This window comes from Massilia arenae (genome assembly GCF_008014745.1).
Classification (GTDB): Bacteria; Pseudomonadota; Gammaproteobacteria; order Burkholderiales; family Burkholderiaceae_D; genus Telluria; species Telluria arenae.
In genome coordinates this window covers 76,044-91,477 of record NZ_VPFD01000022.1, presented here as the reverse complement: position 1 = coordinate 91,477, position 15,434 = coordinate 76,044, and the positions used below count along the sequence as shown (strand labels likewise).

Annotated in this window: 14 protein-coding genes; 7 read left to right on the top strand and 7 right to left on the bottom strand. The window is 66.2% G+C overall.

The window, feature by feature from the left end:
- Positions 1-107: 107 nt before the first annotated feature.
- Positions 108-770 carry an energy transducer TonB gene (locus FVD38_RS18980; protein WP_187271647.1) on the bottom strand — a complete coding sequence of 221 codons (663 nt, stop codon included), beginning with the start codon at positions 768-770 and terminating at the stop codon, positions 108-110.
- 387 nt (positions 771-1,157) lie between these two features.
- On the opposite strand from FVD38_RS18980, the gene FVD38_RS18975 reads away from it, so the two are divergent.
- Genes FVD38_RS18975 through FVD38_RS18960 form a run of 4 tightly spaced genes read left to right on the top strand, consistent with a single transcriptional unit; the run spans position 1,158 to position 5,998 of the window.
- Positions 1,158-1,808 (top strand): response regulator, encoded by a 651-nt coding sequence (locus FVD38_RS18975; protein ID WP_123071681.1) that lies wholly within the window; start codon positions 1,158-1,160, stop codon positions 1,806-1,808.
- A gap of 4 nt (positions 1,809-1,812) precedes the next feature.
- Positions 1,813-2,763, top strand: a complete 951-nt coding sequence (locus tag FVD38_RS18970) for a hypothetical protein (RefSeq protein ID WP_147936270.1) — start codon at positions 1,813-1,815, stop codon at positions 2,761-2,763.
- Positions 2,760-4,301, top strand: coding sequence for a sensor histidine kinase (locus tag FVD38_RS18965; RefSeq protein WP_147936269.1), 1,542 nt, complete (start codon positions 2,760-2,762; stop codon positions 4,299-4,301). Before FVD38_RS18970 ends, FVD38_RS18965 begins: the two co-directional genes overlap by 4 nt.
- 5 nt (positions 4,302-4,306) lie before the next feature.
- Positions 4,307-5,998 carry a M14 family zinc carboxypeptidase gene (locus tag FVD38_RS18960; protein ID WP_147936268.1) on the top strand — a complete coding sequence of 564 codons (1,692 nt, stop codon included), beginning with the start codon at positions 4,307-4,309 and terminating at the stop codon, positions 5,996-5,998.
- A gap of 15 nt (positions 5,999-6,013) precedes the next feature.
- On the opposite strand, the gene FVD38_RS18955 is transcribed toward FVD38_RS18960, so the two are convergent.
- The 3 genes from FVD38_RS18955 to FVD38_RS27320 form a co-directional block, all read right to left on the bottom strand.
- Complete coding sequence (locus tag FVD38_RS18955; RefSeq protein ID WP_147936267.1) at positions 6,014-6,925, bottom strand: alpha/beta hydrolase family protein; 912 nt, start codon at positions 6,923-6,925, stop codon at positions 6,014-6,016.
- 111 nt (positions 6,926-7,036) lie between these two features.
- Positions 7,037-7,366: a WCX domain-containing protein gene (locus tag FVD38_RS27325; RefSeq protein ID WP_187271646.1), complete on the bottom strand. Its 330-nt coding sequence runs from the start codon at positions 7,364-7,366 to the stop codon at positions 7,037-7,039.
- A 33-nt stretch (positions 7,367-7,399) separates the two neighbouring features.
- A complete protein-coding gene (locus FVD38_RS27320; protein ID WP_147936265.1) occupies positions 7,400-8,188 on the bottom strand; it encodes a helix-turn-helix transcriptional regulator in 789 nt (262 codons plus the stop codon).
- 134 nt (positions 8,189-8,322) lie between these two features.
- Between FVD38_RS27320 and FVD38_RS18940 the strand changes: the two genes are divergently transcribed.
- Both FVD38_RS18940 and FVD38_RS18935 read left to right on the top strand, forming a co-directional pair.
- Entirely contained in the window at positions 8,323-9,594 is a 1,272-nt protein-coding gene (locus FVD38_RS18940) for a hypothetical protein (RefSeq protein ID WP_147936264.1), read from the top strand.
- 1 nt (position 9,595) lies between these two features.
- On the top strand, positions 9,596-10,198 hold the full coding sequence (locus FVD38_RS18935; RefSeq protein WP_147936263.1) for an SGNH/GDSL hydrolase family protein: 603 nt from the start codon (positions 9,596-9,598) through the stop codon (positions 10,196-10,198).
- On the opposite strand, the gene FVD38_RS18930 is transcribed toward FVD38_RS18935, so the two are convergent.
- The 3 genes from FVD38_RS18930 to FVD38_RS18920 form a co-directional block, all read right to left on the bottom strand.
- On the bottom strand, positions 10,199-12,013 hold the full coding sequence (locus FVD38_RS18930; RefSeq protein WP_147936262.1) for a DUF885 domain-containing protein: 1,815 nt from the start codon (positions 12,011-12,013) through the stop codon (positions 10,199-10,201).
- 19 nt (positions 12,014-12,032) lie between these two features.
- Complete coding sequence (locus tag FVD38_RS18925; RefSeq protein ID WP_147936261.1) at positions 12,033-13,160, bottom strand: branched-chain amino acid ABC transporter substrate-binding protein; 1,128 nt, start codon at positions 13,158-13,160, stop codon at positions 12,033-12,035.
- An 83-nt stretch (positions 13,161-13,243) separates the two neighbouring features.
- Positions 13,244-13,729 (bottom strand): Lrp/AsnC family transcriptional regulator, encoded by a 486-nt coding sequence (locus FVD38_RS18920; protein WP_123071687.1) that lies wholly within the window; start codon positions 13,727-13,729, stop codon positions 13,244-13,246.
- A 152-nt stretch (positions 13,730-13,881) separates the two neighbouring features.
- Here FVD38_RS18920 and FVD38_RS18915 point away from each other — a divergent pair, with 152 nt between their 5' ends.
- Positions 13,882-15,423: an aminotransferase class V-fold PLP-dependent enzyme gene (locus FVD38_RS18915; RefSeq protein ID WP_147936260.1), complete on the top strand. Its 1,542-nt coding sequence runs from the start codon at positions 13,882-13,884 to the stop codon at positions 15,421-15,423.
- Positions 15,424-15,434: the final 11 nt, after the last annotated feature.

Here is a 15,434-nt window from a genome sequence, read left to right as displayed (position 1 = left end):
TGTTGTTGTGATCGGATGTCGCCCGTGCTGGCGTCTATGCACCAGTCATAGGGTCGAAAAAAAGCCCGCCGGATGAAGATTGGCGGGCTCAAGAGGGGAAGACGGTCTTACTCGAGTGTCCAGACATAGGCGAGCTGTGCCCACCCGGATTCGGCTGTGCCGCCGTTCATCGCCGGCTGGAATTTGCACATGCTCAGGGCATGCACGGCGGCGCGATCGAGCTCACGCGAGCCGCTGGAAGACTGGATGCGGGAGTCCTGCACCCGGCCATCGGTGCCGACCAGCAGCGCCAGGGTCACGGTCCCGGTCTCGCCATTGCGCGCAGCGCGCACCGGATAATCGGGTTTGGCGCAGCCGTTGGCGTCGGCCAGCACGGCGCTACGCATCTCGCCGCTGTTCGACGACGGCGGGGCGGCCGGCTGCGGCGGGGCTTCGGACTGGGTTTGCTGGGCCGGTTCAGGCGATGGCTCCGTGCTTGCCTCTATCGCCTGCTCGATCGGCGGCGCGGGCACCTCGACTTCCACATCCGGCACCACGATATCGGGCGGTGCGGCCTTGGCGACGGGTTTCGGCGGTTCGGGTGGCGGGGCCGGCGGCGGCGCCTCCGGCTGGATCCACACCAGCTTATCCTCAAGCATGGCGGGCAGCGAGAGCGACTTGGCGTTCATGGTGCTGATGACGCCCATCGCCACCAGTACGTGCAGGCCGGCCACCAGGGCGAACTTGCCGGCCTTGCCGCCGGCGCCTTGATTGATGTCAGAAAAATGCATGGCAACCTCCTTTATTCGTTCCGGCATCCCTCGGGATGGCCAGGTTTACTACCTTGGAAGAATGCATATCTACAGCTCGTTAGAATCAATATATGCTATGCCCTAGCAGAATGCAAATCCATAATCTAGTAAATTTGTTTCTAGTTGTGTGTGCGCCAACGTACCAAGCAGTGCCAGCCGTAGGGTGGACGGCTCCGCCGTCCACGCGTCCAGCAAAAGGAAGCGCCTCAAAAACGCCTGCCGGAGAGCACAAAAGTTCTCCGCCTTTCCATTCGCTTCCCCGCCCGTTGTATGAAATAATTCCCAACTGTGCCGGGGCTTTTCGTCCCGACCTACGCAAAGCCAGACACTGGCGAAGCACACCGGCCACGCGCCAGGAGAATCAAATTGGCAGAACAGAACAAACCCATCCGCGTCATGCTCGCGGATGATCACCCGATCGTCATGACCGGTTTCGCCATGTCGCTGGAAGCGGCCGGCATGCAGGTGGTGGGGCAGGCCAAGACCCCGAGCGAGGCGACCGCGCTGTACGCCGCCGAGCACCCCGACGTCGCCGTGCTCGACATGCGCTTCGGCACCGAGCTGACCGGCATGGACGCGGCCCAGGCCATCCTCAAGTCCGACCCGTCGGCCAAGATCGTCTTCCTGAGCCAGTTTGACCAGGACAGCCTGATCAAGGAAACCTACCGCCTCGGCGCCCACGCCTTCGTCACCAAGGATTGCGACCCGGCCGACCTGGCCACGGCCGTGCGCCACGCCCACGAGGGCAAGCTGTACTTCCTGCCGCACATCGCGTCGCGCCTGGCCAGCATGGCGGTGCGCGGCGAAGTCACGCCGCAGTCGCAGCTCGACGAGCGCGGACTGGAAATCTTCAAGCTGATGGCCGAGGGCATGACCAATGCCGAGATCGCGGAGCGCCTCGACCTGTCGACCAAGACCATCAGCAATATCAGCCAGTCGATCAAGGAAAAGCTGGGCGTGCACCGCCAGGCCAGCATCACGCTGCTGGCGGTCAAGCACGGCCTGATCGAGCCCTGACGCGATGGCCATCCTCCCGCGCCGCATGCCCCACCAGCGCAGGCGCGCGCCCGCGCTGGCGCCCCTGCTGGTCCTTGCCTTCATGCTGGCGCTGTCGGCCGGCAGCGTCCACGCCGCCCAGCAGGCGGAACGCGAACGCGAAGAAACGCAGGGCTACCGCTTCCAGATCCTGACCGGCGACGATAGCGCCGTCACCCATCGCATCGCCGACGACCTGTACAAGCGCCTGGTGCCCACCTTCGCGGCCTTTCGCACCGAGCTGGCGCAGAAGCGCCGCATGCTGTACGTGGCGATCGGCCCGACCGCGCTGCGCGATGCGCTGTCGCGCCGCTGCGATTGCGTGGTGATCTCGGCGTACACCTCGAGCCAGGTATGGCGCACGCTCACCGCGCGTCTGCCCAAGCCGCGCCGCATGGCGATGACCGCGATCTATGCCGAGCCGGCGCCGAACGACCAGATGCGCCTGGCCGAACTGCTGTACGGCCGCCCGGTGCGGGTCGGCGTGCTGCTCGGCCCCGACACCGCCTTCCTGAAGCCGGCGCTGACCGATGCCACCGAGATCCAGATGTATGCGCCGGGCGACGACCTGAATCACACGCTCAACAGCATGACGCGCGCCGAGACCCTGCTGGCGCTGCCCGACAGCGACATCTACAACGCCGAGAACGTGCGCAACATCCTGCTCTCGACCTACCGCCGCAAGCAGGGCGTGATCGGCTTCTCGGCCGACATGGTCAAGGTGGGCGCACTGGCCACCACATACTCCGAGATCGAGGAGATCAACGCCCAGGTGGCCGAGCTGGCCGCCGACTTCGTGCGCACCGGCGAGCTCGATCCGCCGCAGTTCCCGCGCTACTTCCGCACCATCATCAACGAAGGGGTGGCCAGTTCGCTCGACCTGCGCGTGACCGACAGCGCCCGCAACTTCGCACGGCGCGCGCCGGCCCCGCAATGAACCTGCGTTTCTGGCGCGGCTGGGGTGTCGGACGGCGCATGGCCGTCATCACCATGCTGCCCGTGATCCTGCTGTTCACCTCCTTCGTCTGGTATTCCTGGTATGCGCACCGGGCCCAGGTAGCCGAGGAGCTGGCCGAGCGCGGACGCATCCTGGCGCGCGCGCTGGCCGAGACGTCCGAGTACAACGTCATCTCGGGCAACCTGTCCGACCTGCGCCTGACCATCAACGGCCTGGTGCAGTCGGACCGCAGCATCTATAAAGTCGACGTGATCGACGGCAGCGGACGCGCCGCGGTGCGCGTGGTGTCCGACTCGGCCAGCGACGCCCAGGCCCATTACTACGAGGCGCCGATCCGCAAGCAGGTGGTGTGGATCAACCTGTTCTCGGACAACGGCACGCCGCACGTGTCGGCATCGAGCGATTCGCGCCCGCCCACGCTCACCACCGAAGTCGTCGGCTGGGTGCGGGTGACGATGTCGCCGGCGAACATGATGGCCAAGCAGACCGACCGCTTCCAGATCGAGCTGTCGATGGCGGCGCTGGCGCTGGCCGCGAGCGGCATCCTGGCCTGGGTACTGGCGCGCTCGCTGATCGTGCCGTTGCGCGAGGCGATCGGCACCCTGCGCCAGATCCGGGGCGGCAACTACCGCGTGCATCCACCGGTCACCACCGGCGGCGAGATCGGCGAGCTGCAGGCCTCGATCGGTGAGATGTCGCTGGCGCTGGACGAGTCCAAGCGCGACCTCGAGAACAAGGTGGCCGAGCGCACGCGCGACCTGCTGGCCTCGCGCAACGAGGCGCTGCGCGCCGACGCCGACAAGCGCAAGCTGATCCAGAAGGTCAACGAGATCATCGAGGACGAGCGCAAGAGCATCGCGGTCGAGATCCACGACGAACTGAATGCCTCGCTGATCGCGGCGCGCCTCGAGGCGCAGTCGATCGGCCTGCTGGCGGCCAAGGCGCCGCCCGGGCCCGAAGTCGACGAGATCCGCCGCAAATCCGAGGCCATCACCAAGCTGGCGCTCGACCTGTACGCCAACGGCCGGCGCCTGGTGCGCCGCCTGCGTCCCGAAGTGCTCGACATGCTGGGCCTGCACGGCGCGGTGGAAGAGATGGTGCGCCACTACGACACCACGTCGGGCTGCCGCTTCGACCTGCACAGCGAGGGCGATTTCGCGCGCCTGTCGAACGAGCTGGCGATCTCCGCCTACCGCATCGTGCAGGAAACCCTGTCCAACGTCATGAAGCACGCTGCCGCGCGTTCGGCCCACGTCAGCCTGCTGCTCGACGAAGGCAAGGGCCTGCTGCGCATCCGCGTGGTCGACGACGGCGCCGGCTTCGACACCGCCAGCGCCTCGGAAGGCATTGGCCTGATCGGCATGCGCGAGCGCGCCTATGCGCTGCACGGCACGATCGAGGTGCGCTCCAGCCCAGGCGAGGGCACCGACGTCGCGATCGCGCTGCCGCTCAACCTGCCGGTCCAGACCCCGGCCGTGCCGACGACGATTTCTGAAGCTTCAACCTCACAACGATAAGATTTATGTCCATTGAACTGCTGACGCCCTACGAAAAGGGTAACCTGAACCAGACCACCACCTGGGCCGAGTGCATCGCCTGGTACGAAGACCTCGCGCGCCGTTTCCCTTCCGTGCTGCGCTTCGAGAAAGTGGGCGTGTCGGATGCGGGCGTGCCGATCCACGCGGGCGTGGTCAGCAGCGACGGCGTGTTCGAACGCGAGGCGATCAAGCGCGCCGGCCGTCCGGTCTTCTTCAACAATAACGGCATCCACCCGGGCGAGCCGGAAGGCGTCGACGGCTGCATGGCGATCGTGCGCGACTTCTGCCTGCAGCCGGAGAAACTGGCGGCGCTGGGCCAGACCGTGTTCCTGTTCGTCCCGCTCTATAACGTGGACGGCAGCTTCAACCGCGCCGACACTTCGCGCGTAAACCAGGACGGGCCGGAGCAGTTCGGCTTCCGTGGCAACAGCCGCCACCTCGACCTGAACCGCGACTTCGTCAAGTGCGACACCCTGACCGCGCGCACGTTCAATCAGCTGTTCACGAGCTGGGATCCGGACGTGATGGTCGACACCCACACCTCCAACGGCGCGGACTACAGCTACACGATGACCCTGATCCACACCCAGGCCGACAAGCTGGGCGGCGGCCTGGGCGATTTTCTACGCGCCGAGATGCTGCCGGCCATGTACGCCGGCATGGATGCGCGCGGCTGGCCGACCTGTCCCTATGTGAACCCGGTCAAGGACAGCCCGGACCACGGCATCGCCGAATTCCTCGAGACGGCGCGCTTCTCGACCGGTTACGCGGCGCTGCACCACACGATCGGCTTCATGCCCGAGACGCACATGCTCAAGCCGTTCAAGGACCGCTACGAGTCGATGGTGGCGCTGGTCGAAGTGGCGCTCGAGTTCACTGTCAAGAACGCCGACCGCATCCAGGCGCTGCGCCGCGCGGCGCGCGAGGAAGGCCGCAAGCAAAGTGAATGGCCGGTGCGCTGGAAGATGGACGAAGCCAATCCGGCGAGCTTCCGCTTCAAGGGCTACGAGGCCAAGTACAGGAAGAGCGCCATCGGCGACTACAGCCGCCTGTACTACGACCGCAGCAGCCCGTGGGAGCGCGACATCGCCTACTACAACAGCTTCCCGGTCGACGTCGCGGTGCCGGCGCCGCAAGCCTATGTGGTGCCGCAGCAGTGGCGTGAAGCGATCGAGCGCCTGGAGTGGAATGGGGTGCGCATGGAGCGGGTCGAGGCGGATCGCGTGCAGGAAGTGACGTATTACCAGATCGCGTCGGTGACCTCGCGCCCGTCGACCTACGAAGGCCATATGTTCCATGATGACGTCGTGCTGGAGCGCCGCATCGGGCAGGTCCTGCTGCGCGCCGGCGACTACATCGTGCCGCTGGACCAGGACCAGGCGCGCTATGCGGTCGAGACGCTCGAACCGCTGGCGCACGACAGCTTCTTCCGCTGGGGCTTCTTCAACAGCGTGCTGGAGAAGAAAGAGCATTACTCGGATTATGTGTTCGAGGACGAGGCCGAGAAATTGCTGGCGGATGAACCAGAACTGGCAGCGAAGTTCGCCGAGTGGAAGGCTGCCAATCCCGGGCTGCTGGGCAGCCAGGAAGCGGTGCTGGACTTCATCTATGCGAACTGCGCGCGTTACCGCGAGCCGGAGTGGAACCGGTATCCGGTGCTCATGATCGCGCGCTGACGCGCCGCGGCGGGCTTACAGGTTCCTTCCGAAGAACTCCACCAGTTCGCCGCCGATCCTGCGCTGGATGGCGGCGCGGTCCACGCCGGGCGCATCGATGCACAGCTGGGGCGCCGCGGCGCGCAGCGTGGCGCTGCACGGTTCCAGGAACACGAAGTGCCCACCAGGGACCATGTGCACCTGCGCCGGCGCCGGCAGCGCCGCCGCCACGCGGCTGACGTGCCAGTCGTTGGGCGTAATGGCATCGTCCTGCGCGCCGTACAGCCGCAGCGGAATCTTCACACTCTCCAGGCCTTCGCGGTCGAACAGGATGCTCGCCGGCGCCATCACTGCCGCCGCGCGGATGCGCGTTTCCCGCGGCAGTTGCCAGTCGCTGCGCGTGATGCGCGGCAGGAAGCGCCACACCAGCGTCGGGCAGAACTCGTCGTCCTCGCTCGCGTGCTGCTGGCAGTGCTGCTGCCAGCGCTTGAAGTCGGGCCGTGCTCCCGCCATCACCAGCGTGGTGTAGCCGCCGGCCGAAAATCCGATCATGCCGATGCGCTGCGGATCGACCAGCTGTTTCAACTGTGGGTGGGCCAGCACCGAATCGAGGGCCGCGCTGGCCTGTAATGGCCGTCCGACCAGTTGCACGTCCGAGCCGCGCCCGTCCGGCTTGTCGTGGCTGTCGCCCCAGTGGCGCGGGGCCGCGACCACATAGCCGTTGCGGGCCAGGTGTTCGGCCCAGCCGCGGTGGCCGTATTCGGAACTGCCGCTGCCGTGCGAGATCAGGATGAGGGGATAGCGGCCCGGCGTCGCCGGCTGCCACAGCGCGATCGGGATCGGCTCGCCGACGCTGGCGGCGATGGTGCTGGTGGTGACCGGATAAGGCGCCGCGGCCAGCGCCGGGGCGGAGGAGAGTGCGGACAGGACGAGCAGGTATCGACGCATATGTATCTCCTGGGGCGGAATCGGGAAACGCGAACCGGTATGGCAAAACCAGTCGAGGATCCCACCACGAGGGCGCGGCGTCAAGCTACCGGGCGCGCCGTACGCACCATCTCATGATCGTGCGCTGATCTCCGCCTGCTGCGCGTAGTGCTCGGCCGCCATGGTGACGAAGCGCTGCACCTTGTGGCGCAGCGCGGGCGGCTCCAGCACTTCCAGCAGGTGCGCCTGGCCCTGCAGCATCCACAAGAGCTCGCGCGTGTCGCGCACCTGCGCCTCGAGCAGGAAGCCGCCTTCGGCCAGTTTCGTGATGCGCTGGCCGCGGCTCAACGGCGTATCGCGGTAGTTGTTGATGAGTTCATCGCCCGCATTTCCCGGACGGGAGCGTAGCGACAGGCTGACGACGTCCTTGGGAAAGTAAGCGAGTACACCGCTGTCCAGCACCGTCTCCAAGTCCGGCAGCTTGCGCGCGACCGGCTAGTTTTCGCGGCGCCGGACCGAGATCACCCGGTCCATGCGGAAGGTGCGTGCGCCTTCGGCCAGCCGGTTGTCCTCTTCCTTGAAGGCGATCAGCCAGATGAACAATCCCTTCTTGACCATGCCGACCGGATGCAGGCGGTAATCGTGCTCGGCATCGCGGCTGGCGGGCCGGTAGCGCAGCGCGATCTGCTCGTCGCGCAACAGCGCCTCGTTGATCTCGCGGACATGGTTGTCGTCGATCGCCGGAGGATGCATGAGCGGACCGTCGGCCAGGCTACGCACCTTGGCGTGGTAGCGGCCGTGATCGGTATGGCCCGGCAAGCTCAGTATATTGTCGGACCTGGGCTGATACGCCGTCAGCACGCTGGAGACGGACTTGGGCAGGAAGTGCTGCAATTCTTGCGCCATCAGGGCGATCAGGAGGGCGTCCTCGCCTGACAATTGACGCAGGTAGAGCGGCTTGCCCGGCCCCATGTGAGCCCACAAATAGGTTTTGGAATCGGAAGGATCGATCTTCCACTGGATATCGATGCCAACCTCACGCCACACCCTGTTGCCCGACATTTCCTCCAGGTCGCGTTCCACCGTACGCTTGGTACAGGCATAGCGGTCCCGATTCAGCTTCTCGGTCAGCACTCGGGCACAGACGCCGGCCTGGTTCCCGTAAGGGAGCAACGTCAGCAGGGCGAGCCGGCGCCGCAGCGTGTGCTCCGCACCATTTTTTCCAGCCTTTTTGGGTTTGGCCGCGACTTCGCCCGCCACCGTACCATCGTCGTTCCTGCGCATGCTCGTCCTCCTCTTGCGTCACATATTGTCGGAGTCATCATGCATCATAGATTGCGCATTGGCAATGTTTTGGCGATTATGTTGAGCTTGCCGATGCATCCTGCAACCCGCGCACTTTTGATAGGAATCTACTCATGCCGCATATTCAGTTTGTACACCAAGGCCGCCGACAGGCCGATCTGCTTCTGGTCATCGCCCTGTGGCATGAATTGATGAGCGAATGGCATCCGGAACACGCGGATCCACTGAAAGCCACCACGGTATGCGGCAATACGATCGATTCGATGCCGGTCTACCTGGCGCGCAATCCGCGCAAGGCTTGCAGCTTCGAGACCATGCTCCGCCTGGCCTCCGGCGTCCTGGGCGGCATGCATGCCACCAAGCCTTTCTTCGCCGATGGGGACAATGCAAAGTGGTTCGAACCGCTGGAGACAAGCCCCAGGACAGTCCAGCTGACCCCGGCGGCAATCGAAGCGTGGAATGCTTCCGCCACCGCACGCGAGGCGGCGCTGGTCGCGGCCCGGGCGAGGATCGAATCCGATCTGGAATCGAACGACGCCGCGCTCGCGCTGTTGCCCGAGCCGCGCATGCAGGAACCGACCGCCGGGGCGAGGCCCGCGCCGGCCGCATCGCGGGTGGATGGACGAGCCGGCCATCTCGCGGAGCTGGTACGCCAGATCCATGCAGAGCCGTTCCAGCCGGCCTACCGCAAGAAGACCTTCGGCGCACCGGTAACGGGGTGGGATGCGCGCCTGAAGGCCTACTTCTGGCCGCTGCCGGCACAGGATTACGTCCGCACTTCCACGGCTGTGCAGCAATTGGCCGGGCGGGCGCGCGCACTGGCCGAGATTCTGGACAGCGACCGTGCCTGGGGCGATGAGGAGGGGAGCATGGCGGTCGCGCTCGCGCACGACATCTTCGCCTGGGGCGGTGTGCCGCAGAATCCCGAGACCGTCACGCCGGCGACGGTGCGGGAAGTATTCCTGGCGGCCCTGAACAACCATGGTGCCTCGAAAGCGCACATGAACAGCGGCTGGACCAAGGTGGCGGCGTTCGCCACGGCGCACCTCGAAGACCACGGCCAGCGACATCCGCAGGTGATCTGGGACAGCCGCGTGGCCACCGCCATCATCGGTCGTCTGGACCGGATTGCCGTTCCGGCCTCCCTGTTCCCTGGTATCGGCACCGTGCCAGGCCAGGGCGGCACCCGTCCCCGTCCGCTCACCAGCGCCTGGCCGCAGGGCTACCGCAGCTGGGCGAGCCAGGTCGCCGGCAGCGCCCTGGTGCGAGAGATCCGCGACATTCTCAATCGCGGCGATTATCCGAAGATGCCGCTGCCAGACGGCGGCGAAGGTCCATGGACCACGCGCGGCGTCGAGATGGTGCTGTTCATGGACGGCTACTGACATGGCCCACATCGTCCTGCTGGGAGACTCGATCTTCGACAACGCGCCGTACGTCCCGGCCGGAATGGCGGTTGCCGATCACCTGCGCGCCTGCCTGGCGCCGCATGATCGCGTGACCTTGCTGGCCCGCGACGGCAGCGAACTCGATGACGTGGCGGCCCAGTTGCCCGGCCTGGCGGCGCTGTACGAGCCGCCGACCCACCTCGTACTGAGCTGCGGCGGCAACGACGTGCTGGGATTGCTGGGCGCGATGCACGGCCCGGTGGCGTCGGTGCTGGAAGCGGTGGAGTTGCTGGCGGCGTGGCAGCGCGATTTTCGCGCCGCCTACTGCCGCATGCTGGATGCCGTGCTGGCGACCCGCTTGCCGCTGACCGTATGCACGATCTATGACGCGGTGCCGGGCTTGTCGCCGGGACTGCGCACCGCGCTGGCGGTGTTCAACGATGTGATCATTCGCGAGGCCGCATCGCGCGGCCTCGCGCTGCTCGACCTGCGGCTGGTGTGCACCGAACCGCAGGACTATGCCGCCTGTTCGCCGATCGAACCGTCCGCCCAGGGAGGGCGGAAGATCGCGCAGGCGCTGGCGGCGCTGACGACGAAGTGATTATTTCGAGGCGGCGATCCAGCGGTCGACCTTCGCCTCCAGCACCGCCAGCGGCAAGGTGCCTTCGTCCAGCACGACCTCGTGGAACTTCGGCAGGCTGAACTTATCGCCCAGCGCCGCCTGCGCACGCTGGCGCAGTTCCATGATCTTCAGCGAACCGATCTTGTACGCCAGCGCCTGGCCCGGCATCACCATATAGCGCTCGATCTGCGCGCGCGCTTCCAGTTCGGAGTAGCCCAGCGTATCGCGGAAGTACTTGATGCCCTGGTCGCGGCTCCAGCCCTTGGTGTGCATGCCGGTGTCCACCACCAGGCGCGCGGCGCGCAGCATCTCGTCGTTCAGGTGACCGAAATAATCTTCCGGCTGCTCGAACAGGCCCATCTCCTTGCCCAGGGTCTCGGCATACAGCGCCCAGCCTTCGGTGAAGGCGGTGTTGCCGCCGAACTTGCGGAAGTTGGGCAGGCCAAGCTCTTGCAGCAGCGCGATGTGGAAGTGGTGGCCCGGCTGGCCTTCATGCAGGTACAGGGTCACCATGCCGGTGCGGCCGTACTTGGTCGGGTCGTTCACGACCGACCAGAACACGCCCGGACGCGAGCCGTCGGCCGCCGGCGCCGAGTAATGGTCCGATGCGGTTTCGCGCGTCAGTTCCGGCTCCAGCCGTACTTCCAGCGGCGCCTTCGGCATCAGGGTAAACAGGGCCGGCAGCTTGGCGCGCACTTGCGTGTCCAGCTTCTGGAACACCTCGATCACCTGCTGGTCGGTGGTGAACGGCTTGTACTTCGGCTGCTCCGAGACCCACTTCGGCAGGCCGGCGGCAGGGCCGGTATAACCCATCTTCGGGCCGATCTTGCCATACTCGCCCTGGATGCGCGCCACTTCCTTCAGGCCGATCGCGTGGATCTGCTCGGGCGTCATATCGGTGGTGGTCATCGCCGCCACGCGCGCCTTGTACCATTCGGCGCCGTTCGGCAGCGCGTTCCAGCCGGCGCTGGTGCGGGTCTTCGGCAGGTAGTCCTTCTCGACGTAGCTGGCCAGGCGGTCCAGGGCCGGATTGAGCTTGTCGACCGCCTTGCGATAGGCATCCGTCAGGCTGCGCTTGTCGGCGGCCGAGAAGCCTTGCGGCAGCTTCTTGATAGGGGTGTAGAAGATGCTGGCTTCCGCACTCTTGGCCTGCAGCTGCTTGAGCTGCGGCAGCAGCGACTCGATCGGCTGGCGCGGATGCACGATGCCGCGCTTGACGCCTTCGCGCATGTTCGCGATCGACTGGTCGATGTAGGCCACCATCTGGTCCAGGCGGTTCAGGTAGTTGCGATAGTCCTTCGGCGTGGCGAACGGCTGGGCGCCTTCGCCGCCGGCGTAGTTCGCGATGAAAGCCGGCATATTGAACATCTGGTCCATCGGCAGCAGGTGCTCGGGGAAGGCGCCCAGGCGGAGCGCGGTCTCGAGCTCGAACTTGACGATGTCGTAGCTGGCCTGCTCGTGCGCATTCAGGCGCTCGCGCGGGATCGTGGCCAGGCGCTTCAGGTAGCCGCGGTACAACGCGAATTGCGCTTCGCGGTTCTTCGGCGCGATCGACAGGCCGAGCTGGTCGAAGAAGCGGCCGTCGCCGCTCTCGGTCGCCCACACCGGCTCGAAGCGGGCATAGGCCTCGTAGTACTCGTCGACCAGCTTGTTGATCGCCTTGCCGGCTTCGGTCGTGGCGACCTTTTGTTTGGCTGGCGCAGCATCGGCGGCAGCCGCAGGCGCGGCCTGGACGGATGCGCATGCGAGCAGGGCGCCAAGCGCCAGCGCGCCGAGCTTGAAGTTCTCTCTCATCTTGTTTTCCTTGTAGTGGTCAGTAGCTGGCCAGCGGCGTCAACGCGCCGTTCTTGAAGGTGTACACCGTCACCGCCGTTTTCTTGAGGTTGCCCTTGGCGTCGTAGCCGTAGGCGCCGACCACGCCCTGGTAGCTGATCGCGTGCATCGCCGCGCCGACCTGCTTGGCGTCGACCGACTTCGCCTGCTGGATCGCCTGGGCGATGAACTTGGTCTGGTCATAGAACGATGGCGCGTAGACGTCAGGATCGCGGCCGAAGCGCTTCTTGTAGCTGGCCAGGAAGGCCGGGCCACCCGGCTGCTTGGCGACGATGGCGCCGGCCTGCGCGCAGCGCACGTTCTCGCCGACCGCGGCGCCACCCAGCCTGGCCATCTCGGGGCTGCACAGGGTGTCGCCGCCCAGCAGCGGCACGTTCAGGCCCAGCTGCTTCATCTGGCGCACCATCGGCGCGCCTTGCGGAGCGTAGCCGCCGAAGAAGATGGCGTCCACCTTCTTGGCGCGCAGCGAGGTCAGGATGGCGGCGAAGTCGCTGGCCTTGTCGTTGGTGAATTCGTGGCCCGCGACCTTGATGCCGGCTTGCTGCGCCTGGCGCTTGAATTCCATCGCGATGCCCTGGCCGAAGGCGGTGCGATCGTCGATCACGCCGACGTTCCTGACCTTGAGCTCTTTGGCGGCATAGCCGGCGACCGACGCGCCTACCTGCGTGTCGCTGGCCACGATGCGAAACACCGTCGGGTAGCCGGCGGCCGTGATCTTGGGATTGGTGCCGACGGTCGACATCAGGATGCCGTTGTCGTTGTAGACGCGCGAGGCCGGAATCGCCACGCCCGAGTTGTACGGGCCGAGCACGTACTTGACGCCGGCGTCGGCGAATTTCTGGGCCACGGTCACGCCCTGTTTCGGGTCGCCCGCATCGTCTTCGGACTGCAGCACGAAGCGCAGCACGTTACCGCCCACCTGGATCTTCTGCGCGTTGAGTTCCTCGATGGCGAGGCGCACGCCGTTCTCATTGTCCTTGCCGGCGAAGGCGTTGGAACCCGACAGCGGGCCGCTCACGCCGATCTTCACGATTTGTTCCGCGGCGGTTGCCTGAACGGCGAACAACGCCGCCAGCGCCAGCGGCGCCATCTTTATTTTCGATCGCATTCCCTTGGTCTCCGTTGATGTCAACGGGCGCCATCATCGCACGATCGCACGCCGCGCGAAAGCACGGCGCTCCGTGTAAACACTCAGGCAGGCACGCCGTGCGAGATCAATTCGAGCGGCAGGGCGGTGGTCGACTTGATCTGTTCCATCGAGAAGGCGGACGACACACCGGTCAGGCGCGCGGTCTTGATCAGCTTTTTGTAGAAGCGGTCGTAGCCGGCGATGTCGGTGGTGACGACCTTGAGCAGGTAGTCGACGTCGCCGCTCATGCGGTGGAACTCCAGCACTTCGGGCAGGGCGATCACGGCGGCGGCGAAGCGCGCCAGCCATTTTTCGTCATGTTCGGTGGTCTTGATGCTGACGAACACGGTGACCGGCAAGCCGACCTTCTGGCGGTTGACGATGCTGACGCGGCTTTCGATATAGCCGTCTTCCTCGAGGCGCTTGACGCGCTTCCAGCACGGCGTGCTGGAAAGTCCGACTTTTTCGCTCAGGCCCGAGATGGAGAGGGTTGCATCCGCCTGCAAGGCGGCGAGAATCGCACAATCAAACTTGTCGAGTGAGTTCATATTCCGTAAAGCTTGTTTATAAGAATAATTATTCTATTAACAGCCCGCAAATCGAGAAATTTGGGACGTTTTGATCGGCGTAACTCCGTACCATATTACTGGACAATAACGTGTTGTGCGACACCTTTTTTTATGTCTTTGGCAGCTAATCCATGATCACCGAAATCTATCTCGACGCCAATGCGACTTCGCCGGTGCTGCCTGCCGCCGCCGCTGCCGCCATGGCCGCACTGCAGGAGTGCTTCGGTAATCCGAGCAGCAGCCATGCGAGCGGCCTGCGCGCACGCGCGCTGCGCGAGGGCGCGCGCGCCTGCGCACGGCGGGTGCTGGGCGCCCCGAGCGGACGGCTGATGTTCAACAGCGGCGCCACCGAGGGCATCCAGACCTCGGTGCTGTCGGCGCTGTGCGCGGTGCGCGAACGGCGGGCGCGTGGTGAGGCCTGCGGAGACGTCGTGCTGATTGGCGCCACCGAGCACAAGGCGGTATCCGAAAGCCTGGCGCACTGGAACCGGCTGCTGGGAACCGGCCTCGAACTGCGCGTGCTGCCGGTCGACGGCGACGGCCGCCACCGCCTGGACGTGCTGCGCGCGCTGGCGCCGCGCCTCGCCTTTGTCTGCACCATGGCCGCCAATAACGAGACCGGCGTCGTGTCCGACCTGGACGGCATCGCGGCGGTGTTGAACGAGACGGCCAGCCCGGCGCTGTGGATGGTCGACTGCGTGCAGGCGCTCGGCAAGCTGCCCTTGCAGCTGGGCGCGAGCCGCATCGACTACGCACCGTTCTCGGGCCACAAGCTGCATGCGCCGAAGGGCATCGGCATGCTGTACGTGCGCGAAGGCGCGCCGTTCACGCCGCTGATCTGCGGCGGCGGCCAGGAAGACAATCAACGCTCGGGCACCGAGAACATGGCCGGCATCGCGGCGCTGGGCGCGGTGCTCGAAGCACTGGAGCGCGGCGACACCTTTCTAGGCCATGGCGCGCTGCAGGCCTGGCGCGCGCGCCTGGCGGACGCCCTGACCCTTGCCCTCCCCGGCATCGTGTTCAACGCGCCGCCGGCATACGCGCTGCCGACCACGCTCAACTTCTCGGTCCCCGGCGTCGCCAGCGCCGAGCTGCTCGACCTGTTCGATGCCGCCGGCATGCGCGTCAGCGCCGGCTCGGCCTGCGCCGCATCGAAGGCCGCGCCGAGCTATGTGCTCGATGCGATGGGCTTGCCGGCCTGGCGCAGCGCGTCGGCGGTGCGCCTGTCGATCGGACCGCTGCTGGACGAAGCCGCGCTGGAACAGGCGTGCGAGCGCATTGCGCGCTGCGGGGCGGCGCTGGCAATGCCGGCGCCTGCACCGGCTGCGGCGCCAGCGGCAGCGCAGCCGGATGCCGCGCTGGAGGCTGGCATGGAGCTCGACGCCATCGCGGCGCGCGGCTGGCTCGCTGCCCATCCCGACGCCATCGTGGTCGACGTGCGCGATGCGCGCGAGCACAGCGTCGCCGGCCAGGTTGAGCTGCACGGCCGCATGGCGCTCAACGTGCCGTTGGCGAGCGTGGCCGAACACGCCGCCGCCTGGCTGGGCGTCGATGCCCGCCCCTTGCTGTTCGTGTGCCGCAGCGGCGCACGTAGCGCCCGCGCCGCGCGCACCCTGCGCGCCCTGGGTCATCCGCGCGCCTGCTCGCTGGCCGGCGGCTTCGCGCTTGCCTGAGTAAGAGCTTA